Raw genomic sequence first — 25,915 nt, 5'->3', positions numbered from 1 at the left:
CGGCCGTCTCGCACCCTCGTCAGAGGGGGCGGCTGAACTCCAGTCGGGCCGCGAAGTTCTCGTACCCGGCGCTGCGGAACGCTCGGGCCATGGCCACATTGGCCCGGTCGCAGTCCCCGCGGACCTCGGTGGCGCCGTTCGCCGCGAGCACGCGTGTGCTCCGGCGCACGACCGAGACGGCATACCCCTTGCCCCGGTGGGCGGGGATGACTCCGACGAAGCCGATCACGGGCACGCTGGGGTTCTCGGCCGGCAGGCTGACCACGGCGGGGGTGCCGTCCGCGTCGTAGCCGATCTCCCACCAGTCGGGTTCGTGACGCAGCTCGGCCGTCTCCTCGAAGAGCAATTCGGCAGCGCGCCGCAGGCCGTGACGCTGCACGTCGGCGGCCAGGCGTGCGTCAGCGGTGTCGGCGAGCAGCTCCTGCAACACGTCGATGAACGGCTGCCGGCCGAGATCGGCGAGCGAGCGGAAGTCCAGCCGGGGGTCGTCCGCGGGCAGCTCCCCGGACACCTGGTGGCTGAAGCGCAGCCCGTCGCGAACCACCGTGAAGCGCGCACCTCGCAGGAGTTCGCCCCGGCGCTGTGGGTCCCGCTGGAACTGCGGGGCCTGGGCGGGCGAATCGACGACGTGTTCCAGCTCGGTCGCGCCGAGCTCACGGGCCTTCGCGGCTGCCGCGTCGAGCAGCGCGATGCCGGTCTCCGGTGAGTCTTCGGGCGCCTCGAACAACACGACGGCGAGGGGGACTTCGTGGCCCGGTATGGTCCACAGCACCACGCTGCCGCTCGGCCGCCCGTCGCTGCCTTCGGCAACGAGGCACCACTCCGGCCGCGTGCACTTCCTGTCGAGGAGCTGGCCGAGATACTCGCGGGTCGCGGCGTTGCGTTCGGTATCACCGGGGTACTCGACCAGGGCGGGGAGTTCGTCGGGGCGGGCGATGCGAATGAGTGTCACAGAGTGCCTTGTCATCGGGGGCGAGGTCGCTGGTGCGACGCGAATATAGCGCGCGCAACGGGCGTCAACCGAAAGGTTTTTGCAGGCATCCGCAGTTCACGCCGCTGAATCACCGCGCGTGGTCCGATGCCGTCCGGCGAGGAGCGGTCTCGGTCGCGTCTGCGAGGTTTCGGAGGGGGGCCAGGGGCGAGCGGACGACGAACAGGAGCGCGGTGAGGGTGGCCGATCCGGCCGGCACGCTGCCCGCGACAGTGATGCCCGGCAGGACAAGACAAGACCCAGGAGATACGTTCTAGTCCCCGCGGACAACGGTGAATCGGTGTTCGTGGAAGTGGTCCCAGTCCGGGATCAGGCGGAAGCGCGCATGGCCTTCGAGGTCTCGCGCCGCCACCGAGCGCCGGAGGTGAGGAGCTCGTCCGGGTACTCCAGCTTGCGCGTCAGGTGATGGATGATCGCCTGCTCAGCGCCCTCAAGGCTGCCCACTCGTCGCATCTCACCGAAGACTTGCCGCAGGCTGTGCGGCAGCGGGAGTACGTCCTCGGGCAGGGGAAGGGTCTCCGGCATCGTCCAGACGCCGTCGCCGTACGAGGCGATGCCGAGCGCGACCATGATGTCCGCCAGATCCCGGATCGTCGACGGAGCGCGCAGCCCCGCCGCCTCCAGGGCTGCCTGGCAGGCGGCCTGGCGTGCCTCCGCGTCGGCCCTGATCCGGGCCGCATCCTGCTCGTTGTCCGCCTCGTCGAGGTCATCCGGCTCCAGCCACATCACAGGGGAATCGAGGCTGTCGCCCACACCGTGGAAGACACCCGGCAGACCGGTCCCGAAGAGTTCCTCCGCCACCTTTCCGATGGCGGGTTCCCGCATGTGCCGTACAGCCGCCGTGCTGAAGATCATGCACAGCATGAACGATTGGTGGCGGGGCAGGACCCGCATCCACCCGCTGGGAAACCAGTCGTTGTGCACGGCCATGGAGTCGGATGCGGGACCGGTCGCGGCGCCCTCGGGTGTTGCTGACATGACTCGTGATCGTATGGACCCACAGCAGCCGGGGGCGGCCACCATCACCCGATCGGCGGTATGCGTCCACTCTCACGCGGCAGTCAGCTCGGGTTGACCGGTGGATGCCAGCCAGGCCACACCACGGGCGGCGTGTGGGGCGCGCGGCGCCGGCGGGTTTCCCGCGCGAGGAACGTGAATCCCGAGATGAGTGTCGCGCTGAACGACAGCACCACGATGGACGGCTGCCAGAAGGCGGCCACTCCCCCCAGCGCCAACCACAGCGATGCTGACCCCGCCGCCAGTACCAGCATCAACGGAACCCTGGCTCCGAGCGGCAGCCTGCCGCTCACCACGACGAGGACGTACCCGAGGACCGCACCTGGCGTGACAACCACCATCACACCAACGATCAGAAAGACGAAAAGAGCGATGATCATGTTGCGCTGACCTCCTGAGCTCATGGCGAACCCGCCACAAGGGCAGGCGGATCCACACCCCTCCGCCGCTCCCGCAGGTTCTCCCGGCGGCAATACTGCCAGAGGGCTTGAACGTGTTCAATATCGGGCCCCCCTCGCGGAACGCCGTCCTTCTTTCGGTGCGGTCACCGCCGTGGCGCGCACCGGCAGCCTGCCTGCGGCCGGTGCGCGCGGCACAGTGGGGGGATGAACGTGAGCAGCAACCTCCTGGCCCGGGCGGCGCGCGTGGCGACCAGGCTCCCCGCCCAGGATCTGGGACGGGCGCGGCGCTTCTACGCGGAGCGGCTCGGACTGGAGCCCGTCGACGAACGGCCCGGCGGTCTGCTGTACCGGTGCGGGGGCGCGGAGTTCGTGCTGTTCCGGTCGACCGGAGCCTCGCCCGGCACGTTCACGCAGATGGCCTTCGAGGTGGACGACCTCGCCACCGTGGTCGCCGAGCTCAAGCAGCACGGCGTGGTGTTCGAGGACGTCGACGTGCCCGGGTTCAAGACGACGGACGGGATCGCCGAGATCGACGGGAACTACCCGAGCAAGGGCGCCCGGGGCGAACGCGGCGCGTGGTTCCGTGACAGCGAGGGCAATCTGCTGGGGATCGGCGAGCCGGTCACCTGAACAGACCTGTTCGGCCGGTCAGCGCGTCCGCAGCTCTCATCCCATTCGTGATGTCAACTCCCGACCCCTGGAAGGTGGTCCGACCATGCAGCCGAGCGAGGTCACCGAGGTCCTGAACCGTCCGATCAGCCAGGAACTCCTGGCCCGCGATCTGACCCGCCTGGCCTACGTCGCCAAGGACGGCACACCCCGGGCCATTCCGATCGCCTTCGTCTGGAACGGCACGGAAATCGTCATGTGCACACCGCGGAACGCCCCGAAACTGCCGGCCCTGCGCCAGAACCCGATGGTCGCCCTGACGATCGACACCGAGGTGCACCCGCCGATGATCCTGCTCATCCGCGGTCGGGCCGAGCTGGACCTCGTCGACGGCATCCCGGACGAGTACCTCCAGGCCAACAGCACCTACACGATGACGCCCGAGCAACGCGTCGAGTGGGAGGCCGAGGTCCGCTCGCTCTACAAGGGCATGGTCCGGATCGTCGTGACCCCGACGTGGGCCAAGCTGATCGACTTCGAGACGACCCTCCCGAGCGCGGTCGAGGAGCTGATCCGGCAGCGGGAGGAGGAGCGCAACCGGGCCTGACCACGCACCCGCACCCGTGCAGGGGTGGGGCCGCATTTCCCGTTCGAGCAGATCCCACAGAGCGCTGCCGATACCTGAACCCGGAAGGCTGCCCACATGGCCGGACCGCCCCCGCACGACGACGCGGACACCGCGCAGCTCTCGCAGCGACTGGACGACCTGTACGCGGTCCGGCCGCCATGGGAGATCGGACGCCCCCAGCAGGCGTTCCTCGACCTCGCCCGGTCGGGCGCCATCCGGGGGCGGGTCCTGGACGTCGGCTGCGGGACCGGGGAGCACGTGCTCATGTGCGCCGACCTCGGCCTCGACGCCACCGGCCTGGACCTGGCGGACACCGCACTGCGGGCAGCGGAGGACAAGGCGCGCCGGCGCGGCGCCACCGTGCGGTTCCTCCATCACGACGCGCGGAGGCTGGCCGCACTGGGAGAGCAGTTCGACACCGTCCTCGACAGCGGTCTGTTCCACCTGCTCGATACGGGCGACCGTCCTGCCTTCGCGGCCGGCCTGCGGGCGGCGCTGCGTCCCGGGGGCCGCTACTTCATGCTGTGCTTCAGTGACCGGGAGCCCCAGACACCCGGGGCCCGGGGACCACACCGGCTGACGCGGGAGGACATCACAGCCGCGTTCGCCGGCACTCTGCGGATCGACTCCCTCGTACCGGCCACGATCGAGACCAACCTGGACCGGCCGGACGTCCGGGCCTGGCTCGCAGCCATGACGAGGGTCTCCGCGCAGGGTCCGAAGGCGCCGCGCCCCCAGTGACCGGGCGGGGCGTACGGCGGCCCGAGTCTTCGGCCGGTGACGTCGTCGCGGCGCCGTCATCCCCCTCGGTTCGGGTTCTCCACTCCCCCGGCCGGGTGGCCGTCCGCCGTGTCGTCATGTGGCCGGGCCGCCTCGGGACGAGGATGTGCCCGACGTTTCCCGACCTGGCAGGAGCTCCACCGTGCTCGAACGACACCGCCGCAAGGGCGCCGCTGACCGCACCGACGTCACCTTCGTCCTGCCCGCGGACACCCCGCCGGGACCCGTCAGCGTCGTGGGCGACTTCAACGACTGGCAGCCCGGCACCCACGAGCTGCGGCCGCGGAAGGACGGCACGCGGGCGGTGACCGTAGCCCTGCCGGGGAAGGCCACGCACGCCTTCCGCTACCTGGCCGCGGGCGACTACTGGTTCAACGACGAGGGAGCCGACGCGCTCGAGGGCCCCAACAGCCTCCTGCGCACCTGACGGCCTGCTCCTGGCCAACTACGCACCGTATTCCCCAGCACCCACGAGTACCGTTGGAGGGGCTCCCGGGGGCGCGTCAGTGGATGGGGTTGACAGTCGTGTCGACATCGAGCCATGAAACATTCGGTGCACCTTGCTGGGTCAGTCTCATGGCCCGTGACCTGGGCGCCTCCCAAGGGTTCTACAGTGCGGTCCTCGGCTGGCAATTCCGTACCGCCCGTCTCGGAGACGCGTTCACCGTGGCCTTCAGCGACGGCGTGCCGGTGGCAGGCATCGGCACCCTGCCGCCGACACTCTCGATCCCCGTCGCCTGGACGCCGTACTTCGCCGTCGACGACGCGGACACCACGGCGGCGCGCATCCTGGAGCGCAGCGGGACCGTCGCCGTCGGGCCGCTGCCCTTCGGCACCGGGCGGGCCGCGCTCGCCTCCGACCTGGACGGCGCGGTCTTCGGGATCTGGCAGGGGGACGCCATCCCCGACTGGGGCATGGGCAGCGAAGCCGCCCCGGCCTGGCTCGAACTGCGCACGAGGAACGCCTTCGACGCCGCCATTTTCTACGGTGAGGTCCTGGAGTGGGCCTGTGACCACGCGGGCTGCTGCGAGGTCGCCTTCGTGGAGGAGAGCAACCACATCCTGTTGCGCCACCACGGCCAGACCGTGGCGCGCCTGCGCGGCGGCGCCCTCACGGAGGCCCCCGACCCGCACATCCGGCCGCGCTGGCACGCCCACTTCCGGGTGCCCGACCTCGAAATGGCCGTGAAGGCGGCCGTCGGACTGGGCGGCAGCACCGCCTCCGGCAAGGACCCCGACCCCTTCCCCCGCGAGATCACCCTGCGCGACCCCGACGGTGCCCTGTTCGGCATCGTCGGCCCGGCCGGACCCGGCGCCTCCTGACCGCCCGCCTCTCAGCCGCGTGGTTGCGCTGCGATGCTCGAACCCGGGGAACTGCCAGGGAATGGCGCGCAGTTGGATGATGACCGCTCCGATGTCGTGGAAGGTGTAGAGGCTCATCTCCTCTCGCGCGGTGGTCACGTCCAGGCCCGCGCCTTCCAGCGCCTCTACGGCGAGGCCCAGGGGCCACCGGTCGGGATCGTTCGGTGCGGGGATGCCGAGGGATTCATTCAGTTCCCGCTGGTTGCGGCTGCCCACCTGCTGGGTGAGGAAGCGCCCGCCCGGCGCGACTGCGGTGCGGATGCTTGCCGCGTCCAGTAGTCCGTGCCGGTTGAGGACCAGGTCGAAGGGGCCGGGGTCACCGCCGCCGGTTGGCGGAACGGCCTCGCAGGGGCCGCGGCGGTTACACGTGCCGAGAACTGCGGGGCGGGGAGCAGTCGCAATGGTCACGATTCACAGCACGCTGAGCAAAGGGGCTAGACCAGAGCGCGGGTGCGATGCTACACAGATCCATCAGGGATAGTTACACGTGTAACAACACTCGCTCGAACCACGGAGGCTCCGGATGACAGCCCCTTCCCGCTGTCCGGCCCTGTGCCGTTCCGGGAACTCCGGAGGGTAGATGCCCACCGCGCCCCGGCCGATGCCGCTGCCCTTCTCCTGGGCCGACCAGGAACGACACCTCGTCGACCACCTTTCGGCGCTGATCCGCCTGGACACCTCGAACCCGCCGGGCAATGAGATCGCCGTCGCACGCCACCTCTCCCGCGAGCTGTCCCGCTCCGGGATCGCACACGAGGTTCTGGAGTCCGAGCCCGGACGGGCCAACCTCGTCGCCCGGCTGCCCAGCACAGGACAGGAACCGCCCCTCATGCTGCTGGGCCACGCCGACGTCGTCGGCGCCCAACCCGACGGCTGGAGTCGTCCCCCCTTCTCGGGCGAGGTCGCGGACGGCCGTGTGTGGGGCCGGGGGGCACTCGACATGAAGGGCCAGATCGCCGCGAGCCTGCTGGTGGTGCAGCTGCTCGCCGCGCACCGGATTCCCCTGCGGCGGGATGTGCTGCTGGTGGTCACCGCCGACGAGGAAGCCGGCAGCAGGCGAGGGGCGTACTGGCTGTGGGAGAACCACCGCGGCCTCGTCGAAGCCGAATTCGCGTTCAACGAAGGCGGCGGCCAGCGCTTCGCGACTCCCGGCGGCCCCGTTTACACCGTCCAGGTGGCCGAGAAGGGCAGCGCCCGGATGCGGTTCACCGCGCGCGGGCCGGGCGGCCACGCCTCCGTACCGCGCTCGGAGTCGGCGGTCTTCACGCTGGCCGAGGCCCTGCTCCGATTGCGCGCGTTCGCCCCGGAGTCGGTGCTCCATCCGACCGCGCGGCGCATGCTCGGCACCCTGGCGGACCTGCACCCCGGAGCGGGCGCGGAGGCGATCGAGCGGCTGGTGCGGGAGCCGACGTGGGCCCGTGCGCACAGCCTGCCCATCGACCCCGTCCTGCGGGAGTTCGTCGTCGCCGGACTCCACAACACCGCCACTCCCACCGTGCTGTCCGCGGGACACCGGCAGAACGTGGTGCCCGTCGAGGCGAGCGTGGTGCTGGACGGCCGCCTGCTGCCGGGCGAGCTGCCCGATCGGTGGGTGGAGGAGGTCCAGAGGGCAGTCGGAGACCGTGTCGAGGTGTCGCTGCTGCACGGCAGGGTGAGTCACGGCGTACACGACGACCCGGAACTCCTGCGGGTTCTGGGCGATACGGTCGCAGCCCACGAACCGGGTGCGCAGATCCTGCCGTACATCATCCCGCCGCCACGGACGCCCGCGCCTTCCCCGCCACGAAGGTGGTCGGATTCCTTCCCTCCGCGAGCGACGCGGACGTCATGCGCCTCATCCACGCACCTGATGAGCATGCCCGGATCACCGACCTGATGTTCGGCGGGAAATGCCTGCTCGACGCGGTCCTCAGACTCTCGACGTGAAAGTGAAAGGAGCCTCCCCATGGGTGTCGTCATCGAGACCTCGGCCGGCAAGATCGAAGGAACGGCAGAGAACGGGTTGTCCGTTTTCAAAGGGATCCCCTACGCCCTCCCGCCGGAAGGTCCCCTGAGGTTCCGCGCGCCGGCCCCGGTCCCCGCCTGGGACGGGGTCCGTCCGGCCACCTCCTTCGGAGCCGCACCACCGCAGTTGCCGCTGGTTCCCGGAATGCCCGCGGCCTGGCGACCGGAGGACGGCCTGGACTGCCTCAGCATGAACGTCTGGACTCCGGGCGGCGCCGGTGACCGGCTGCCCGTCATGGTGTGGATCTACGGCGGGGGGTGGAAGAGCGGCTACTCCGCCGACCCGAGCTACGACGGCGAGGTGCTCGCCCGGAGCGGCGTGGTCATGGTGACGTTCAACTACCAGGTCGGCTTCGAGGGGTTCGGCTACGTGCCGGGGGCGCCCGCCAACCGCGGCTTCCTCGACCAGGCCGCCGCCCTCACCTGGGTACGCGAGAACATCGCGGCCTTCGGCGGCGACCCGGACAACGTGACGATCTTCGGCGAGTCCGGCGGAGGCGCGTCCGTCGCCGCCCTGCTGTCCGCACCCGCCGCGCGCGGTCTCTTCCGGCGCGCCATCGTCCAGAGCATGGCCGGGCGGTTCCTGCCCGAGGAGGAAGCCCGGCGGATCGCCACGATGATCGGGGAAGCGGTCGGTGTGGGACGTGAGGGGCTGGCCGCCGTATCCCCTGAAGCCCTGCTGGCGGTACAGGACGTGCCCCTGCCCGCGATGCGGGCGGATCCGGCGAACTGGACGACTCCCGAGGCCATCACCTCCTTCTCGCCCGTCATCGACGGCGTCACCGTCGTCGACAAGCCCTGGCTCGCCGTCCGTTCGGGGTGCGCGCGCGACGTCGACCTGATCTCCGGCTACACGCACGACGAGTTCACCCTGTTCGCCATGGAACGCGGCCAGGTCAAGATCAAACCGGGCGCGATGCTCAAGGCCGTGCCCATGATGTTCGCGGCGGCACGCGCGGGCTTCCGCGAGCGCGCCGCGCGGAAGCCGGCGCAGCCCTCGGGGAAGATCCGCAACCTCGACCTCGATGTCGTGACCGAGGGGTTGGGGCTCGGCCGTCAGGCCACCGGCGCGTACCGTGCCGCCCATCCGGGCCTGACCGACTCCCAGTTGTACGTCACCATGTACTCCGACGCGCTGTTCCGGATGCCCGCGACCTGGCTGGCCGAGGCACACGCCGCCGCGGGCGGCCGTGCCTGGCTCTACGACTTCACCTGGAGCAGTCCGGCCTTCGGCGGAGCCCTGGGCGCCTGCCACGCCATCGACATCCCGGCGACCTTCGGCCATACGCGCGGACCTCTGGCGGGCTTCCTGTTCGGCGGCAAGCCCCCGTCCCCGGACTTCACACGCCTGTCCGAGCGGCTCCGTACGTCCTGGATATCCTTCGCCACCTCGGGAGATCCAGGATGGGACCCCTTCACGGGGGACCGGCCGGCGGCTCGCGTCTGGGATGTCGAACCGTCGGTCGTCGAGGATCCGCTCGGGGCGTCCCGCCGGATCTGGCACAAGGAGTCCGGGCTGTAGCGTCCCCGGTGACGGCGCCCCCGTCAGAGGTGTTGGAGGACGGCGGCCGTGAACTCGGCGGTGGACGCGGATCCGCCGAGGTCGCGCGTGCGCACCGAGGTGGTGGCGAGGACGCGGGCGATGGCGTCGGTGATGTCCGCCGCGGCCTCGGGGTGGCCGAGGTGGTCGAGCATCATCGCGGCGGACCAGATCGCGCCGATCGGATTGGCGATGCCCTGCCCGGCGATGTCGGGAGCCGATCCGTGGACCGGCTCGAACATGGAGGGGTACTCGCCCCGCGGGTTGAGGTTGGCGGACGGAGCGATGCCGATGCCGCCGGCCACGGCCGCCGCCAGGTCGCTGAGGATGTCCCCGAAGAGGTTGGACGCGACGACGACGTCGAAGCGTGCGGGGTCGAGGACGAATTTGGCGGCCAGCGCGTCGATGTGCTCCTGGTTCCAGTCGACCGCGGGGTGCTCGGCGGCACGTTCGACCACCAACTCGTCCCAGAACGGCATGGTGTGCACGATGCCGTTGGACTTCGTCGCCGAGGTGAGCCGGCCGCCGCGCCGTTCGGCCAGGCCGAAGGCGAAGTCGAGGACCCGGGTCACTCCCGTCCGCGTGAACACGGCCTGCTGGACGGCCAGTTCGTCGGGGCACCCGCGGTTCATCCGGCCGCCTATCTCGCTGTACTCGCCTTCGGTGTTCTCCCGGACGACCACGAAGTCCACGTCGCCCGGCGTGGCCGCGCGCACGGGGCTGGGCAGTCCGTCGAACACACGGATCGGGCGGAGGTTCACGTACTGGCTGAAGGCCCGACGGATCGGGATGAGCAGCCCCCACAGGGAAACGTGGTCCGGGACGCCGGGGTAGCCGACCGCGCCGAGGAGGATCGCGTCATGCCGGCGGAGCTGCTCCAGCCCGTCCTCCGGCATCATCGATCCGAGGCGCAGGTAGCGCTCGCAGGACCAGTCGAAGTGCTCGTAGGCGAAGGTGATGCCGTGGCGCCGGCCGACGGTGTCGAGGACCTCGCGTGCCGCCGGGAGGACTTCGGTGCCGATGCCGTCACCGGGGATGAGGGCGATGCTGTGGTTCGTCATGCCCCGAATTCCAGCAATCGGGGGCCATCCGGGTCCAACACGTATCCCCGATGCGTCTTATAGGCGGCGCCTATGTGCCGATCGTTCGGGTGGCGACGGCCAGGAAGGCGCGGGCTGCCGGTGTCGGCTCCATCGTCCGGCTGACCAGGACGTTGTGCTGCAGTGCGGGCGGCTCCAGGTCGAGGACGAGGGCTCCGGCCCGCTCGGAGAGGTCGGCCCACGCATCCGTCACCACGGCCAGCCCGACGCCTCCCAGCACCAGGGGCAGGAAGGCCATGCGGTGTTCGGTCTCCACCGCGATGCGGACGTCGATGCCCTGTGCTCGCAGGTCGTCGACGTAGGAGCGGATTCCGGTCCCCCGCTGTCCGACGATCAGCCGATGCCCTTCGAGCTGTTCGCGTCGGACCGGCTGCCCGGCGGGGAAGGGGCCGTCCATCGGGGTGACCAGGACGAGCCTGCTGTCCCCGACGTGGTGCGGTACGACGTTCAGGCCGCCCGGCAGCGGCGAGGAAGTGGCCAGGAGTCCGAGTTCGCATCCTCCGGTGCGCACCATCTCGATCACGTCCGCGCGGGTGAGGGCCAGGCGCAGGACGAGCGACACCGCCGGGTGGCGGTCGGTGAACCGCCGGACCATGGTGCTGAGCGGTTCGACCGTGGGTGAGGCCATCGCGGCGATCTCCAGGCGCCCGGCGCGCAGTTCGCGGACGGCGCCGACGCTGGCCCTGGCCAGCTCCAGTCCGTGCAGGGCCGCGCGTGCCGGTGGGACCAGTGCGGCGCCGGCCTCGGTCAGGACCGCCTTCCTGCCGATCCGGTGGAAGAGGCTGCTGCCCAAGTCGCGTTCCAAGCCCCGGATGGCCTGCGAAAGCGACGGCTGGGACACGTAGAGCGCCGCGGCCGCGCGGTTGAAGCCGCCGTGGTCCACGATGGCGAGGAAGTACTCCAGCTGCCGGAAATCCACGGCTCAGTACCGCCCGTCCGCGACGAACCGCACGGTCCCGTCACCGCCGCGCCGGAGGAGGCCTGCCGTGGGGGCGGGAAAGTGGGTGCCGATGACGAGCGTTCCCGTGTCGGCGTACCGCTCGACGAACGCCCGCCGGGTCGCCGCCGCCAGCGTCGCGTCGGTGTCGGCCAGGCTGGGTACGTCCGGCTCGATGAACTGCACGGGGTGGTGTACGAGGTCACCGGTGATCACCGCGCGTTCCTCCCCGGATTCGACGACGACCGCGACGTGTCCCGGGGTGTGCCCGGGAGCCGCCTCCAGGCGCACGCCGTCGCACACGCGGTGGTCGGTTTCGACGAGGTCGACGAGGCCTTCGTCGACCAGGGGCTGCATCGTGTCGCGCAGGTCGGCACCTCCCAGGTCGGTCCAGTGGCTCCATTCCGCGCGGGGGACCAGATGGCGGGCACGGGGGAACGTCGGCACCCACTTCCCTTCCACGAGGCGCGTGTTCCACCCGATGTGGTCGAAGTGAAGGTGCGTGCACACGACGGTGTCGATCGACTCCGGAGGGTACCCGAGGGCGATGAGGTCTTCGAGCCACGTGGTGTCCAGCATGGGCAGCATCGGCACCGAGGGCCGGGCGTTGCCCACGCAGGTGTCGACCAGGATCCTGCGCGGGCCGGTGTCCACGACCAGTGCGTGGATCGAGATCACGAAGGAGCCGTCCGCCTTGCTGTAGCCGGGGCCGGGCCACGGGTACCGCTTCAGGAGCGCGGTGTCGTCCGTCCGCAGGGCCGCCGTGAGGGAGGCGGTCACCTCCGCCTCCGGCACCTTGTGAACCGTCGTCGTACCGATGTGCCACGTCGCCACCATCCGGACCTCCACCTCGATCATGAGGAGTCGAATAATATTGACGTTCGCCAGAAATTCACAATAAATAAAGCTTCGCCGAGAGCGCTGTGATCAGAACTTAGACGGCCGGGCCCTCGATGGCCTGCTCCGTCCAGATGGTCTTCCCGCTACGGGTGAACCGGCTGCCCCAGCGGTCGGCGAGCTGGGCGACGAGGAAGAGGCCGCGCCCGCCTTCGTCCGTGTCCCGTGCCCGGCGCAGCCGCGGCTGGGTGCTGCTGGGGTCGGTCACCTCGCACACGAGTACCCGGTCCCGGATGAGCCGGAGCCCGACCGGGCCGCCGGCGTAGCGGATCGCGTTCGTGACGAGTTCGCTCACGACGAGCTCCGTCACGAAGCCCAGTTCCTCCAACTGCCATTCGGACAGCCGGCCCACCACCAGCTCTCGGGCGTGCGCGACGAGGGACAGGTCGGCTTCGAGTTCCCACTCGGCCACGTGGTCGGAGGAGAGCGCGTGGGTGCGGGCGAGCAGCAAGGCGACGTCGTCGGAGGGCTCTTGGGGCAGCACCCTGTCGAAGATGTTCTGGCTCGTCTCCCCCAGCGGGCTGCTCGAATCGGCGCCGGCGAGCGAGCTCCTCAGTCTCTCCATTCCCTCCTCGATGTCGCCGCCTCGGCCGTCCACGAGTCCGTCCGTGAAGAACGCCAGCAGGCTGGCGGGCCGCACGCCGAACTCCGTTACCTCGAACGGCATTCCACCGACTCCCAGCGGGGGACCCGGCGTCATGCCGACGAAGACGGGCTCCTCATCCGGCGACAGGACGACCGGCGGCGGATGCCCCGCGGTGGCAGCGGCGCATTTCCTCGTCACCGGGTCGTAGACGGCGTACAGGCAGGTCGCTCCGAGCACCGCCGGCTCGGAGCGGGATTCGCCGGTCGTGTGCTCGCTGGACAGGCCGAGCACCAGGTCGTCCAGGTGCGTGAGGAGCTCGCCCGGATCCAGATCGAGGTCGGCCAGGGTCTGCACCGCGGTCCGCAGCCGCGCCATGGCGGCGGTGGCATCGAGCCCGTGGCCGACGACGTCCCCGACGACGAACGCCACGCGGAGCGACGGCAGGGGGATCACGTCGAACCAGTCCCCGCCGGCCCCCACCCGGCCGCCCGCTGGCTGGTAGACCCCCACCGTGTCCGCCGCGGCCACGTTCAGGGCGGAGTGCGGCAGCAGGCTGCGCTGCAGAGCCAGCGCCGACCGGTGTTCCCTGGTGTAGCGGCGGGCGTTGTCCACGCCGAGTGCGGCCCGGGAGGCGACATCCTGCAGGAGGGCGGCGTCCTCCTCGCTGAATGCGGAGGGCAGCTGGCAGCGCCAGACCGTGACGCAGCCGAGGATCAGGCCGCGCGCGTAGAGCGGCACCGCCACCGAGGAGTGCGCTTCGTTCGGCACGAACAACAGCAGGATCTCGGGATCCACGCCGAGCGCCGTACGGAGGACGGAGACGTCGGACACCAGCACGGGCCGTCCCGCCATGAGCGGACGCATGACGTCGTTGTCCGGTACGGGAGGAAGTGCCTCTCCGACCGGCAGGAGGTCCTCCGCGGAAATCCCCGGGCTCTGCGCGGCCGCGGTCCGGCGAAGGCGGACATCGCCGCTGGCATCGAGGTGCGGGGGCTCGTCGCCGACCAGCACGGGCTCGGCGAGGTCCACGGTCGCCAGGTCGGCGAAATCGGGGACGAGGAGACTCACCAGGGTTTCGGCCATCTCCGTCACGTCCAGCGAAGCGCCGAGGCTGGCGGCGGCGGCCTGCGACAGTCCCGTCCGGCGCCGCTCCGAGTCGCGCTCGGCCGCCTCCGCCACGGATTCGGCCGGCGCGACCAGCACGAGCCATTGTCCGTCGGCGTCAGGACCGCCCGAAGCGGATGGAACCCGCGGAGTGCGCGCCGTAAGCCGGACAACGGTGCAGATCAGATCGACCTTGCGACCCGCATGATCGCTTCCGTGCAGGGTCACAGGGCGTCCGGGCGGTCCCGCTTCCGTCCCGCCGCGCGGCAGCAGCCCCTGCAAGGGAGCACACGCATGACCTGGAGAGCAGTCCAGCAGGGTCGCGGCCGTCTGCGAACAGGCGATGACCACGCCGTCGCCGTCCAGTACGACCGCTGCCGTGGCGCTGACGGGCGCCGAGGCCGAAATCGGGCCGCGATGCTCCGGTTCACGCATGTCGCCTCCACGCACCGTGACCTCCAGTATCGCCCCCGAGGGACCACCCGGCGACCCGCGGCGCGCGGCTCGCGTCCGCGGCTCTGCCTGACCGCCCCGTCAGGCGCGGCCGGTCCGGGACCGGGCCGCCGGGTCGGCGCGGGTCGACAAGGACGTGTGCCAGCCGGGGAGTTCCGAAGGCGTCTCCGGGGAGGCGCGGCGGCCGCCCGTGGCGAAGAACGCCGACAGCGGGAGCGTGGCCGCGCCGACCGTGACCGCGTCCGGGCCGAGCGAGCCGAGGCCCACCGTGACCCGGCCGGCGGGATGGCGCAAGGAGTACCGCGTCGCGTGCTCCCGTACCGAGGGCAGGATGTGCGGGCCCAGCAGCAGGCCGGCCCAGCCGCCGATGAGGATCCGCTCGGGCCGGAACAGGTTGATCAGGTCCGACAGGCCGGCGCCCAGGTACTCCGCCGTCTCCTCCAGGATCTCCAGGGCCACCGGATCCGCCGCTTCCGCCGCCGCGAGCAGTTCCGAGAGCGCCTCCTCCTCGTCCACCACTCCGGGGCCCGCCGGGCCGCCGCCCCGCTCGGCCCAGCGGGCCAGCAGCGACTCCGCGCCCGTATAGGCCTCCAGGCAGCCCAGGGCCCCGCACCGGCAGCGCCGGCCGCGTACCGAGACCGTCAGGTGCCCCCACTCCAGCGGGGTGCCCTCGGTGCTCCCGCCGTCCGGCGAGCCGTCGGTGATCAGGCTCGCGCCGACGCCCGAGCCGAAGAGGACCACCACCGCGTCCCTGGCGCCGCGCCCGGCACCGAACCACATCTCCGCCTGGCCGAGCGTCCGCGCGCCGTTGTCGATGATGTACGGGACCTCCTCGGGCAGCGCCCCGGTGGCCCGCAGCAGCCGTTCGAGCGGGACCGCGTCCCAGCCGATGGTCTGCCCGTGCACCACCGCCCCGCCCGGCGCGTCGTGTTCCACGATGCCGGGCACGCCGACCCCGACGCCGAGCAGCCGGTCCGTGCCGACTCCGGCCTCGGCGAGCACGGTGGCGATGCCCGCCCGGATGTGGTCGACGATGGGGCCCACGTCGTAGCAGCCGCGCGGCAGCAACGGCAGCTCGGTGCGGGCCAGTTCGGTCAGCGCGAGGTCGAACAGCTCGACCCGGACCCGGGTTTCGCCGACGTCGATGCCGATCATGTGCGCGCTGCCGGGGGTCACGCGCAGCAGGGTGCGGGGGCGGCCGCCGTCCGAGTCGACGATCCCGGCCTCCTCCAGCAGTCCGTCCGCGACCAGTTCGCCGACGACGTTGCTGACCGACCCCGAGCTCAGCCCGGTCGCGGGCCCGAGCTCCTGGCGGCTCATCGGGCCCCCGAAGTACAGCCGTTGCAGGACGGCACTGCGGTTGCCGCGCCGCAGGTCCCGCACCGTGCGTCCGCTACGCCCTGTGGTCATCTGGCCCCTTTCGCCGTCACGTGAGCGTGACACCGCTCGCAACATACCCTTGCGCGACCCCTTGACGCGACCCTTTCGCGAGGCTTAACTCACGTCCTAAATTAAGGCCTGGACAACAACGGATCCAGCACAGCGGGTACACCGGCGGCCCGGGCTCACGATGCCCAACGGCCCCTCCCACCTACCCGATCCGCCCACCGGCCTTCCCCCGCCCCCGCCGAAAGGGACCGAGCCGCCATGCACAGAACCAGAACCGGAGCCGCAGCAGCCACCGCCGCCGTCGCCGCCCTGCTCGCCACCGCCACCGCGTGCGGCGGCGGTTCCGCCGACAACGGCGGCGGCTCGAACACCGCCCCGAAGGAGCTGACGTACTGGGCCTCCAACCAGGGCGCCGACATCCCGGCCGACCAGGCCGCCCTCGGCCCGGAACTGAAGAAGTTCGAGGAGCAGACCGGCATCAAGGTCAAGCTCGAGGTCATCCCCTGGTCCGACCTGCTCAACCGGATCCTCGCCGCCACCGCCTCCGGCCAGGGCCCCGACGTCCTCAACATCGGCAACACCTGGTCCTCCTCCCTCCAGGCCACCGGCGCCCTGCTCCCCTGGGACGCCAAGAACTTCGACGCCATCGGCGGCAAGGACCGCTTCGTGGCGTCCGCCATCGGCTCGTCGGGCGCGGCCGGCCAGGACCCGGCCGCCGTCCCCCTGTACTCCATGTCCTACGCCCTCTACTACAACAAGAAGATGTTCCAGGAGGCGGGCATCGAGAAGCCCCCGGCCACCTGGGACGAGATGGTCGCCGTCGGCCAGAGGCTCTCCAAGGACGGCAAGTGGGCCCTGGGCGCGGAGGGCGCCAACCTCTCCAACAACATCCACCAGGCCTTCGTCCTGTCCCAGCAGCACGGCGCGTCCTTCTTCGACCCCGCGGGCAAGCCCACCTTCGACACCCCGGCCAACGTCGACGCCGTCAAGCAGTACGTCGACCTGATGGCCAAGGACAGGATCATCGCGCCCGGCAACGCCGAGTACGACAAGAACCAGTCCCTCCAGGACTTCGCCAACGGCAAGACCGCGATGGTCCTGTGGCAGAGCGCCGCCAGTTCCTTCAAGGCCCACGGCATGAAGGAGGGCGACTGGGGCACCGCCCCCGTGCCGGTCCCGGCCGGCGGCGCGCCCGGCACCGGAAAGAACGTCAACTCCATGGTCGCCGGCATCAACATGGCCGTCTTCAAGAACACCGACAACATCGACGGCGCCCTGAAGTTCGTGAAGTTCATGACCGGCGACGAGGAGCAGAAGGTCCTCAACCGGACCTACGGCTCCATCCCTCCCGTCAAGGCCGCCCAGTCCGACCCCGCCTTCGCGAACGAGGACCTCACCGTCCTGCGCAACACCCTCGCCACCAGCGCCGCCCCGCTCCCCCAGGTCCCCGAGGAGTCGCAGTTCGAGACCGCGGTGGGCACGGCCGTCAAGGAGCTCTTCGCCGACGCCGCGGCCGGCCGCCCGGTGACCACCGAATCGGTCAAGGCGAAGCTCACCAAGGCCCAGCAGCAGATGGCGGGTTGAGCCACCGGCCATGACCTCCGCCCCCACCACGACCCCTCCCGAGACCGCCGCGGGGCGGACGCGCGGCGCCCTCGCGCGCGTCCGCCGGACCGGAGACGGCCGCCGCCCCGCGGGCGCGCGCCGCCCCGGGCGGGCCCGCCGGATCGCCCTGCCCTACCTCCTGCTGCTGCCCGCCCTGCTCCTCGAACTGCTCATCCACCTCCTCCCGATGGTGATGGGCATCCTGATGAGCTTCCGCAAGCTCACCCAGTTCTTCATCCGGGACTGGAACCGGGCCCCCTGGACGGGCTTCGACAACTACGACCTCGCCATCGACGTCAACCGGCCCGTCGGCAGGGCCCTCCTCGACTCCTTCGTCACCACCTGCCTGTTCACCCTGCTGTCCGTCGCCCTGTGCTGGCTGCTGGGCACCGCGGCGGCCGTGTTCACGCAAGCCGGCTTCCGCGGGCGCGGCTTCCTGCGCGCCCTGTTCTTCGTCCCGTACGCCCTGCCCGCCTATGCGGCGGTCATCACCTGGGCCTTCATGTTCCAGCGGGACAACGGCCTGGTGAACCACGTCATCCACGACCAGCTCGGCCTCGGCGGCCCCGAACACACCTTCTGGCTGCTCGGCGACAACAGCTTCTGGGCGATGCTGACGGTCTCCGTCTGGAAGAGCTGGCCCTTCGCCTTCCTCATCGTGACGGCGGCCCTCCAGAACATCCCCAAGGACCTCTACGAGGCGGCCGCGCTGGACGGCGCCGGCGTCTGGCAGCAGATCCGCCGGATCACCCTGCCCTCGCTCGGCGCCGTCAACCAGGTGCTGATCCTCGTGCTGTTCCTGTGGACCTTCAACGACTTCAACACCCCCTTCCTGCTCTTCGGCAAGTCGGCCCCCGCGGCCGCCGACCTCATCTCCATCCACATCTACCAATCGAGCTTCGTCACCTGGAACTTCGGCACCGGCTCGGCCATGTCCGTCCTGCTGCTGCTCTTCCTGCTCCTCGTCACCGCCGGCTATCTGCTCCTGACCAGCCGCGGCCGGAAGGACGCCGATGCCCGCTAGCGCCCGCCGCTCCCGCAGCCCGCTCGATCCGCCCGCCTCCTTCCGGGTGGTGCGGGCCGTCTTCCTCACCCTGCTCGCCGCGTTCACGCTGCTGCCCGTCTTCGTGATGGTCACCAGCTCCCTGAAACCGCTCAAGGACGTGGCCGGGCAGTTCCGGTGGATCCCCAGCGGACTCACCCTCCGCCCCTACGTGGACATCTGGCACACCGTCCCGCTGGCCAAGTACCTCGTGAACTCGCTGATCGTGGCGGGCAGCGCGACCGTCGCCTCGGTCGTCATCGCGGTGTTCGCGGCGTACGCCGTCAGCCGCTACCGCTTCCGCGGCAAGCGCCTGTTCACGGTGACGGTGCTCTCCACCCAGATGTTCCCCGGGATCCTCTTCCTGCTCCCGCTGTTCCTGATCTTCGTGAACATCGGCAACACCACCGGGGTCGCCCTCTACGGCTCCCGCGGCGGGCTGATCCTCACCTACCTCACGTTCTCGCTCCCCTTCTCCATCTGGATGCTCATCGGCTACTTCGACTCGGTGCCGCGCGACCTCGACGAGGCGGCCACCGTCGACGGCTGCGGCCCGCTCGGCGCGCTCTTCCGCGTCGTCGTCCCCGCCGCCGTCCCCGGCATCGTCGCCGTCGCCGTCTACGCCTTCATGACCGCCTGGGGCGAGGTCCTCTTCGCCTCCGTCATGACCAACGACACCACGCGCACCCTGGCCGTCGGCCTGCAGGGCTACTCCACGCAGAACGACGTCTACTGGAACCAGATCATGGCCGCCTCGCTCGTCGTCAGCATCCCCGTCGTCGCCGGATTCCTTCTGCTGCAGAAGTACTTGGTGGCCGGACTCACGGCAGGAGCCGTCAAATGACCCTCTCCGAAAGCCTCCCCATGACCGGCGTGCACGCCGTCGACCTCGCCGCGCTGCCCCGCGACTTCCTCTGGGGCACCGCCACCTCCGCCTACCAGATCGAGGGCGCCGTCGCCGAGGACGGCCGCGCCCCCTCCATCTGGGACACCTTCTCCCGCGTCCCGGGCGCCATCGACGGGGGCCACACCGGCGACACCGCCTGCGACCACTACCACCGCTGGCCCGAGGACATCGCCCTGATGCGGGAGCTCGGCACCAACGCCTACCGGCTCTCCGTCGCCTGGCCGCGCGTCGTCCCCGGCGGCGACGGCCCCGCCAACCCCAAGGGCCTGGACTTCTACGACCGCCTCGTCGACGGGCTGCTCGCCGCCGGCATCCACCCCTCCGTCACCCTCTACCACTGGGACCTGCCGCAGGCCCTCCAGGACCGGGGCGGCTGGCCCGTACGGGACACCGCCGAGCACTTCGCCTCGTACGCGGGACTCGTCGCCGCCCGCCTCGGCGACCGCGTCGGCCAGTGGGCCACCCTCAACGAGCCCCTGTGCTCCGCCTGGATCGGCCACCTGGAGGGCAGGATGGCTCCCGGCCACACCGACCTGACGGCCGCCGTCCGCGCCTCCTACCACCTCCTCCTCGGCCACGGCCTCGCCGCCCGCGCGGTCCGGGCCGCAGCTCCCGGCGCCCGTATCGGCATCGTCAACAACCTCTCGACCGTCGAGCCCGCCACCACCTCCGAGGCCGACCTCGCCGCCGCCCGCCGGATGGACGGCCACGTCAACCGCTGGTGGCTCGACCCCGTCCACGGTCGCGGCTTCCCCGCCGACATGCGGGAGGTCTACCGGGTCGACCTCCCCGAACGCCCCGGCGACACGGGCACCATCGCCGCCCCGCTCGACTGGATCGGCCTGAACTACTACTTCCCGCAGGTCGTCACCTCCGACCCGGACGGCCCCGCCCCCTACGCCCGGCAGATCGCCCGCCCCGGCGTCCCGCGCACCGGCATGGACTGGGAGGTCGACGCCGACGGCCTGGAGACCCTGATCATGCGCCTGCACGACGAGTACGGCCCCCGGCCCGTCCACATCACCGAGAACGGCTCCGCCTACCCCGACACCGTCGCCCCCGACGGCACCGTCCACGACCCCGAGCGCACCGCCTACCTCACGGCCCACCTCGCCGCCTGCGCCCGCGCCGCCCGCCGGGGCGCGCCCGTGGCCGGCTACTACGCCTGGTCCCTGCTGGACAACTTCGAGTGGGCCTACGGCTACGACAAGCGCTTCGGCCTGGTCCACGTCGACTACGCCACCCAGCGCCGCACCATCAAGTCCAGCGGCCGGCACTACGCCGGGATCATCGCCGCCCACCGGGCCGGCTGACCCCGTGACCCCGGAAAACGCGGGGCGGCTCCTGGCCGCCCCGCGCTTGCGGGGGTTCGGTGAGGGGGTCAGGGGAAGGAGACGACCGTGGAGGGAGTGGTCGAGGTGCCCGAGGTCGGGGCGCCCGTGCCGTTGACCACGTGCTCGTACTGGCCCTTGCCGCCGAGCGAGACCACGAGCAGGTCGTGGAACTTCACACCCGGCTTCACCGGGACCTGGAAGCCGTGGTCCTGGCGGATGGTGGGGTCGACGTTGTAGTAGCAGTAGCTGCCCAGGCCCCAGCCCTCGTGGACGGAGACCGAGTCCGCCACCTTGTAGGCCGCGAAGCCCTTCACGGAGCCGTTCTGGATCGCCGCCTGGTTGGGGGCGTCGTACGCCTTCTCGTTCTGGTAGAAGATCGTCCGGCCGCGCTCGCCGTTCCACTCCACGTCGTACTTGTTGAAGTGCTCCACGAACAGTCCGGTGGCCAGGACGTCGTCCCCGTTGACCCGGAAGCCGTAGTCGGAGCGGTTGGTCTCCCAGCCGACCCCGTCGCCGTGGTCGGCCCGCCAGATCCAGGTGTGGTCGACGATCGTGTCGTGGCTGTTGACGACCATGCCGACCGTGGCCTTGCCGGGGCCGGCGCCGCCGACGCGGATGAAGACGTCCTGCACGGTGGTCGGGTCGGCCGCGTGGTCGGTGGCGGCGCCGGCCGGGCCGACCTCCAGCAGCGAGGGCGAGTTGACCGGGCCCGCGTCGATCAGGAAGCCGGCCAGCCGGACCCCGTCGACATCGGCGACCTTCATGGCGGTCACCCCGTTGTCCGGGACGATGGTGGCGAGGCCGAGGCCCAGGACCACCGTGCCGGGCCGGTTCACCTGGATGGTCCGGTCGACGTGGTAGACGCCGGGGGTGAACAGCAGGTGCAGGCCCTGGGCCAGCGCCTGGTTGATCGTCGCCGCGCTCGCGCCCGGCTTGACCACGTAGAACTGGCCGAGCGGGATCGAACTGCCCTGCGGGGCGGTGCCGTTGCCCCAGGAGGTGCCGCGCGCGTTGACCCGCTTGGCCGGGACGAAGACCTTGTAGTCGTTGCCGTCGAGGTAGAGGAAGGGCTTCTCGCGGGAGATCGGCGTGGTGTCCAGGGTGGTGTACGGCGGGTTGGGGAAGCCCTGGGCCGGGGCGCCCGGGGTGCCGGAGAAGACCTGGTTCCAGACGCCGTTGGACCAGCCGCCGATCGAGCTGTCGCGGGTGTACCACTGCTGCTGCGAGTAGTTGCCCACCTGGCCGTCGATCTTCGAGTCGGCGATGTAGCCGCCGGAGGCCCAGCCGAAGCCGTCCGGGGAGAGGTTGAGGCCGCCCTTGACGTGCATCCGGCGGAACGGCGCGGCCTGGGAGACGGCCCAGCGGTCGGTGCCGTTGACCGGGTTGAGGGCCAGGTTCTCGGCGGAGCGCCAGAAGTTCTGGGTGGCGTTGCCGTTGAACCAGCCCGCGTCGACGGTCACGTCACCGTTGATGGTGGTGTCGTCGGGGCTCAGGCCCAGGCCGGAGATGGCGGTGTAGAAGCCGATCTGGGCGTTCAGGCCGTTGTACGTACCGGGCTTGAAGAGGAACTGGTAGCGGCCGGAGCCGAACTGCGCGGACTCCTGCTGCTGGAAGACCTGGTCCAGCCTGGCCTGGATGTTCGGGGTGGAGGGGTCGAAGACGATCACGTTCGGGCCGAGGTCTCCGCCGCCGGGGAGGGTCGGGCCGGTGTCCGTGGTCCCGTACACCTGGAACTCCCAGAGCGAGTAGCCCCAGCCGGTGGCGCGCTCGGTGCCGTACACGCGCACGTAGCGGGCGGTGCCGCTGACGGCGTGGGTCTGGACGCCGCCCGTGGCGGTGGAGGTGGAGTAGGCGGTGGTCCAGTCGGAGCCGTTCGCGGACAACTCGATGCGGTACGCCTTCGCGTGAGCGGTCTCCCAGCGGAGCACCACCTGGTTCAGCTGAGCCGGGGCGCCGAGGTCGACCTGTATCCACTGCGGGTCGGCGAACTGGCTCGACCAGCGGGTGCCGTGGTCGCCGTCGACGGCGGCGGAGGCGGGGGTGCCGGCGCCTTCGGTACTGGAGGCGGTGGCGGGCTTGCCCTGCGAGAGCAGGACGGGGGCCGCCTGGGCGGTGGTGCTGCCGGGCAGCAGCACGAGGAGGGCGGCGACGAGGGCGGCAGCGAGGGCCGCCGCGACGGATCGCGGGGGATGGGAGGAGGCGAGGGCCATGCGGGGGGCTCCTGACGTCGTGGATCCGGGGGATCGAAGCGTGAGTGAACTGCCCGTCAGGGAGGCAGTCAAGGGTTTGAGCGTTCATGAAACGAAGGCCTGACGGGGTGCCATATGCGCGTCAGGCCCGTGAACTCGGGGTTTCTTCAATCCTTGTGAAAAGTATTGACGAAAAAAAATGCCGCCGCTGCACTGAGGCTCCTGACCGCTCCGTCCCGCCGAGCCCGCCGACGGGACGGAGCACGCTCAGGACTTCAGGAACTGACCCCGTGTGGGAAGGCTGGGGCCGTGATGCGTTCGATGCTTGACGCCTGAACGGGCCTTCGCCGGCGTACGGTTCACCGGCCGGCGGCGCGGGCGAGCCGGCCGTGGTAGCGGGCGCACAGGTCGGCCGCGGCCTGCCGGCCCCCGGCCAGCCAGGCCTCCTGTGCGCGGCGCAGGCCGGCCATCGTGGCCGGCCGCTCCCCTTTCACCGGGCCGTGGCATCGCGGTAGCCGCCCGATGCGAGCGAGCGCAGGAAGGCCTCGCAGCGGGCCCGTCCCAGTGGTCCACCGCCCGGTACGCCTCCGCCAGCCGGCGCCCGGCGCAGCCGGTGCGGCGAACCGGGCCTCGAACCCGGCGCCGAGCCGCTCCGGGGGCTGACCGCCCGCGGCACACGAACAGGGTTCGGGCCGCGACCGGTTGGGGTCGGACACCGCCACCGGCCCCTCCTCGACGTCCCGTTCACGCCATCCGTGCGGAGAGAGACTGCCCGCCGGGCGTGGGGACCATGTCGTCGACCGTCCCGCGGTTGTCCGGTCTCCCCGCCTTGCCGAGAAGGGACGTTTGAGCCACCGCTGAGCGCGCAGGCGCGGTAGTACCACCATTCGTCCACCCGCGGAGGAGCACAGTGATGACGGAACTCTCGCGCCTGCCGGGCCGAGCGGAGCACGTATGGGAGTGGCAGGCGACGGCAGCCTGCCGGGGCACGGGGTCGGAGTGGTTCTTCCACCCCGAGGGAGAGCGCGGCGAGGAGCGCGCCACCCGTGACGAGACCGCCAAGCGCATCTGCGCCTGGTGCCCGGTGCGGGCTCAGTGCCTGCGGCACGCGCTGAGCGTGCAGGAGCCGTACGGAGTGTGGGGCGGGCTGACCGAAGAGGAGCGCCGCCGGACCCTCGCCTCGACGCGGCTGCGGAGCAAGACGTAGGACTCGCGGCGGGCGGACGGGAACTGACGGGCGCCGCACGTCAGTCGGCGGTCGGCGCGCGTCTGAAAGGTTCCGGCGCCGTCGGAATCGGCGCCGCCCTTCAGGCCGTCGGGCCCGCGCGCAGTCGCCGCACGTCCCGCGCGAGCGCGGACAGGGCCACGAGGAGGATCACGGCTCCGGCCCCGATCCAGAGGGCCGACGCGCCGGAGCGGTACTCACGGACGGCGAGGATGAACAGCAATACGGCTGGGAGGACACCGAAGGCCGAGATCAGAGCGCTGATGCGGTGGGTCACGGGGACATCATCCACGACGACCTCGCTGCACGGGAACGCGCGGGTCGCGTACCGCCCCGCGGCAGGTCCGGCGGGCGCCGCGCCGATTTATCTTGACGTCAAGATTTACCTCGGGCAGGCTACGCAGGTATCTCGATATCGAGATACCTGGCTCGGGGGACGCGGAGGCTCGGGATGTGGCGGCTGGGCACGGGGAGCGGGGAGGGCCGGTCGGCCGGGACCGGGCTGGTGGCACAGCTGCGGCGGCCGCCGGGAGGCCGGGACGCGCGGATCATGCTGCTCGCCCAGCTGCTGGACCGGACCGGTACGGGAGTGTGGGCCGCCTCCTCCGTCCTCTTCTTCACCTTCGTGGTCGGCCTCGACGCCCGGCAGCTGGGCCTCCTGCTCGGCGCGGCCGCGGTCGCGGGCATCGTCGGCTCCCCGCTGGCGGGCCACTTGGCGGGCCGCGTCGCCGTACGGTCGTTGCTGATCGGCTGTCACCTCCTGCGCCTCGGCACCCTCAGCGTCCTGCTCGTGGCCACCGACTTCCGCGTGCTGCTGCCGGTGGTCGCGGTCACGTACCTGGGCGACCGCGCGGCCAAGACCCTGGAGATGCTCTTCGCCACCCGGGCGGCGGGCGATCGGCGCGCCACGTACCAGGCGCTGTCGCGCAGCACCGCCAACGCCGGCTACGCGCTCGGCGCGGGCATCGCGGCTGCCGGGCTCGCCCTGGACAGCCGCGGCGCGTACCACGCCCTGATCCTGGTCAACGCGGTGTCCTTCCTCGCGGCCGCGGCGCTGGTGTGGCGCACCCGCGAACCGCGGGGTCACGGGCGCGTGGCGGCGCGGGCCGGTGACGCGGAGGGGGAAGGACGCCCGGCGGCGGGCCGCCCGGACCCGCCGAGCCCGTGGCGGGACCGCGGCTACCTCCGGTTCGTCCTGCTGGACATCGCGATGAGCCTGGACGACTCGATCCTCAATGTCGGCCTCCCGCTGTGGCTGGTGGAGCACACCGAAGCACCGCATGCGCTGGTACCGGCCGTTCTCGTGATCAACACCGTGCTCGTCGTCGTACTCCAGTTGCGCGTCTCGGCGAAGGTGCGGGAGCCGCGCCAGGCCGCGGCGGCGGCCGTCGCGTACGGGCTGACGATGCTCGTGTGCTGCGCGGTCCTGGCCGCCAGTACGGGCGCCGGGGCCTGGGCCGCGTCGATCGCCCTGCTCGCCGCGGCGGCGCTGGTCACCGCGGCGGAGCTGATCCGCTCGGTGAGCTCCTGGGAGCTGGCCGTCTCCCTCGCTCCCGAGGAGGCGAAGGCCTCGTACCTGGGAGTGGCGGGCATGTCCCAGTCCGTGCAGAAGGCCGCCGGGCCGCTGCTGCTGACCGGCGCGGTGATGGCCGCCGGGCCCGCGGGCTGGCTCGTACTCGGAACGGCGGTGGCCGGGCTGTCGCTCGTGCAGCGGCGCGCCAGCCTGGGCCGGTTGGACGTCCTGCGCGCTACGGCCGGCTCCCCCGCACCGGCGGGAACCGACCCCGCGCGCACGCCCTGACCGCCACCTGGGCG

The 25,915-nt window shown here is 71.2% G+C and carries 23 protein-coding genes; 13 read left to right on the top strand and 10 right to left on the bottom strand.

Annotation, left to right across the window (positions count from 1 at the left end; all coding sequences use genetic code 11):
- Positions 1 to 19: 19 nt before the first annotated feature.
- The 3 genes from ACFWBN_RS14405 to ACFWBN_RS14395 all read right to left on the bottom strand — a co-directional run bounded on the left by ACFWBN_RS14405 (position 20) and on the right by ACFWBN_RS14395 (position 2,388).
- Positions 20 to 952 (bottom strand): GNAT family N-acetyltransferase, encoded by a 933-nt coding sequence (locus ACFWBN_RS14405; RefSeq protein WP_385176007.1) that lies wholly within the window; start codon positions 950 to 952, stop codon positions 20 to 22.
- A gap of 348 nt (positions 953 to 1,300) precedes the next feature.
- Positions 1,301 to 1,969, bottom strand: a complete 669-nt coding sequence (locus ACFWBN_RS14400) for a DUF6042 family protein (protein ID WP_385176005.1) — start codon at positions 1,967 to 1,969, stop codon at positions 1,301 to 1,303.
- An 83-nt stretch (positions 1,970 to 2,052) separates the two neighbouring features.
- Positions 2,053 to 2,388, bottom strand: coding sequence for a hypothetical protein (locus ACFWBN_RS14395; protein ID WP_385176002.1), 336 nt, complete (start codon positions 2,386 to 2,388; stop codon positions 2,053 to 2,055).
- A gap of 225 nt (positions 2,389 to 2,613) precedes the next feature.
- On the opposite strand from ACFWBN_RS14395, the gene ACFWBN_RS14390 reads away from it, so the two are divergent.
- The 7 genes from ACFWBN_RS14390 to ACFWBN_RS14360 all read left to right on the top strand — a co-directional run bounded on the left by ACFWBN_RS14390 (position 2,614) and on the right by ACFWBN_RS14360 (position 9,314).
- Entirely contained in the window at positions 2,614 to 3,039 is a 426-nt protein-coding gene (locus ACFWBN_RS14390) for a VOC family protein (protein ID WP_385176000.1), read from the top strand.
- Between the two features lie 85 nt (positions 3,040 to 3,124).
- Positions 3,125 to 3,625, top strand: coding sequence for a pyridoxamine 5'-phosphate oxidase family protein (locus tag ACFWBN_RS14385; protein ID WP_385175997.1), 501 nt, complete (start codon positions 3,125 to 3,127; stop codon positions 3,623 to 3,625).
- A gap of 96 nt (positions 3,626 to 3,721) precedes the next feature.
- Positions 3,722 to 4,387, top strand: coding sequence for a class I SAM-dependent methyltransferase (locus ACFWBN_RS14380; RefSeq protein WP_385175994.1), 666 nt, complete (start codon positions 3,722 to 3,724; stop codon positions 4,385 to 4,387).
- A 181-nt stretch (positions 4,388 to 4,568) separates the two neighbouring features.
- On the top strand, positions 4,569 to 4,853 hold the full coding sequence (locus tag ACFWBN_RS14375) for an isoamylase early set domain-containing protein (RefSeq protein WP_385175991.1): 285 nt from the start codon (positions 4,569 to 4,571) through the stop codon (positions 4,851 to 4,853).
- Between the two features lie 149 nt (positions 4,854 to 5,002).
- A complete protein-coding gene (locus ACFWBN_RS14370; protein WP_385175988.1) occupies positions 5,003 to 5,749 on the top strand; it encodes a VOC family protein in 747 nt (248 codons plus the stop codon).
- A 619-nt stretch (positions 5,750 to 6,368) separates the two neighbouring features.
- Complete coding sequence (locus ACFWBN_RS14365) at positions 6,369 to 7,664, top strand: M20/M25/M40 family metallo-hydrolase (RefSeq protein ID WP_385175985.1); 1,296 nt, start codon at positions 6,369 to 6,371, stop codon at positions 7,662 to 7,664.
- A 69-nt stretch (positions 7,665 to 7,733) separates the two neighbouring features.
- Positions 7,734 to 9,314: a carboxylesterase/lipase family protein gene (locus ACFWBN_RS14360; RefSeq protein ID WP_385175982.1), complete on the top strand. Its 1,581-nt coding sequence runs from the start codon at positions 7,734 to 7,736 to the stop codon at positions 9,312 to 9,314.
- A 23-nt stretch (positions 9,315 to 9,337) separates the two neighbouring features.
- On the opposite strand, the gene ACFWBN_RS14355 is transcribed toward ACFWBN_RS14360, so the two are convergent.
- The 5 genes from ACFWBN_RS14355 to ACFWBN_RS14335 form a co-directional block, all read right to left on the bottom strand.
- On the bottom strand, positions 9,338 to 10,393 hold the full coding sequence (locus ACFWBN_RS14355; RefSeq protein ID WP_385175979.1) for a tartrate dehydrogenase: 1,056 nt from the start codon (positions 10,391 to 10,393) through the stop codon (positions 9,338 to 9,340).
- A 70-nt stretch (positions 10,394 to 10,463) separates the two neighbouring features.
- Positions 10,464 to 11,351 (bottom strand): LysR family transcriptional regulator, encoded by an 888-nt coding sequence (locus ACFWBN_RS14350; protein WP_385175976.1) that lies wholly within the window; start codon positions 11,349 to 11,351, stop codon positions 10,464 to 10,466.
- Between the two features lie 3 nt (positions 11,352 to 11,354).
- Positions 11,355 to 12,227, bottom strand: a complete 873-nt coding sequence (locus ACFWBN_RS14345; protein WP_385175972.1) for an MBL fold metallo-hydrolase — start codon at positions 12,225 to 12,227, stop codon at positions 11,355 to 11,357.
- A 76-nt stretch (positions 12,228 to 12,303) separates the two neighbouring features.
- Complete coding sequence (locus ACFWBN_RS14340; protein WP_385175969.1) at positions 12,304 to 14,055, bottom strand: SpoIIE family protein phosphatase; 1,752 nt, start codon at positions 14,053 to 14,055, stop codon at positions 12,304 to 12,306.
- Positions 14,056 to 14,490: 435 nt separating this feature from the next.
- Positions 14,491 to 15,819, bottom strand: coding sequence for an ROK family protein (locus ACFWBN_RS14335; RefSeq protein ID WP_385175966.1), 1,329 nt, complete (start codon positions 15,817 to 15,819; stop codon positions 14,491 to 14,493).
- Between the two features lie 237 nt (positions 15,820 to 16,056).
- On the opposite strand from ACFWBN_RS14335, the gene ACFWBN_RS14330 reads away from it, so the two are divergent.
- The 4 genes from ACFWBN_RS14330 to ACFWBN_RS14315 are packed head-to-tail and all read left to right on the top strand — an operon-like array spanning position 16,057 to position 20,665.
- Entirely contained in the window at positions 16,057 to 17,382 is a 1,326-nt protein-coding gene (locus ACFWBN_RS14330; protein ID WP_385175963.1) for an ABC transporter substrate-binding protein, read from the top strand.
- Positions 17,383 to 17,392: 10 nt separating this feature from the next.
- Positions 17,393 to 18,427 (top strand): carbohydrate ABC transporter permease, encoded by a 1,035-nt coding sequence (locus ACFWBN_RS14325; RefSeq protein ID WP_385175960.1) that lies wholly within the window; start codon positions 17,393 to 17,395, stop codon positions 18,425 to 18,427.
- Positions 18,417 to 19,289, top strand: coding sequence for a carbohydrate ABC transporter permease (locus tag ACFWBN_RS14320; RefSeq protein ID WP_385175956.1), 873 nt, complete (start codon positions 18,417 to 18,419; stop codon positions 19,287 to 19,289). The genes ACFWBN_RS14325 and ACFWBN_RS14320 overlap by 11 nt, the downstream gene beginning before the upstream one ends.
- A complete protein-coding gene (locus ACFWBN_RS14315) occupies positions 19,286 to 20,665 on the top strand; it encodes a GH1 family beta-glucosidase (RefSeq protein ID WP_385175953.1) in 1,380 nt (459 codons plus the stop codon). Before ACFWBN_RS14320 ends, ACFWBN_RS14315 begins: the two co-directional genes overlap by 4 nt.
- Positions 20,666 to 20,733: 68 nt before the next feature.
- Here ACFWBN_RS14315 and ACFWBN_RS14310 read toward each other — a convergent pair whose 3' ends face one another.
- The gene (locus tag ACFWBN_RS14310; protein ID WP_385175950.1) at positions 20,734 to 22,896 is read right to left on the bottom strand and encodes a discoidin domain-containing protein; all 2,163 of its coding nucleotides are present in this window, start codon (positions 22,894 to 22,896) and stop codon (positions 20,734 to 20,736) included.
- 892 nt (positions 22,897 to 23,788) lie between these two features.
- Between ACFWBN_RS14310 and ACFWBN_RS14305 the strand changes: the two genes are divergently transcribed.
- The gene (locus tag ACFWBN_RS14305; RefSeq protein WP_385175947.1) at positions 23,789 to 24,082 is read left to right on the top strand and encodes a WhiB family transcriptional regulator; all 294 of its coding nucleotides are present in this window, start codon (positions 23,789 to 23,791) and stop codon (positions 24,080 to 24,082) included.
- Between the two features lie 100 nt (positions 24,083 to 24,182).
- On the opposite strand, the gene ACFWBN_RS14300 is transcribed toward ACFWBN_RS14305, so the two are convergent.
- Complete coding sequence (locus ACFWBN_RS14300; RefSeq protein ID WP_385175944.1) at positions 24,183 to 24,377, bottom strand: hypothetical protein; 195 nt, start codon at positions 24,375 to 24,377, stop codon at positions 24,183 to 24,185.
- 228 nt (positions 24,378 to 24,605) lie between these two features.
- Here ACFWBN_RS14300 and ACFWBN_RS14295 point away from each other — a divergent pair, with 228 nt between their 5' ends.
- Positions 24,606 to 25,901, top strand: coding sequence for an MFS transporter (locus ACFWBN_RS14295; protein WP_385175941.1), 1,296 nt, complete (start codon positions 24,606 to 24,608; stop codon positions 25,899 to 25,901).
- Positions 25,902 to 25,915: the final 14 nt, after the last annotated feature.

It is taken from the genome of Streptomyces sp. NPDC059989, assembly GCF_042736975.1.
Classification (GTDB): Bacteria; Actinomycetota; Actinomycetes; order Streptomycetales; family Streptomycetaceae; genus Streptomyces.
The sequence above is the reverse complement of the archived record's forward strand: the minus strand, read 5'-3'. Positions and strand labels throughout refer to the sequence as shown.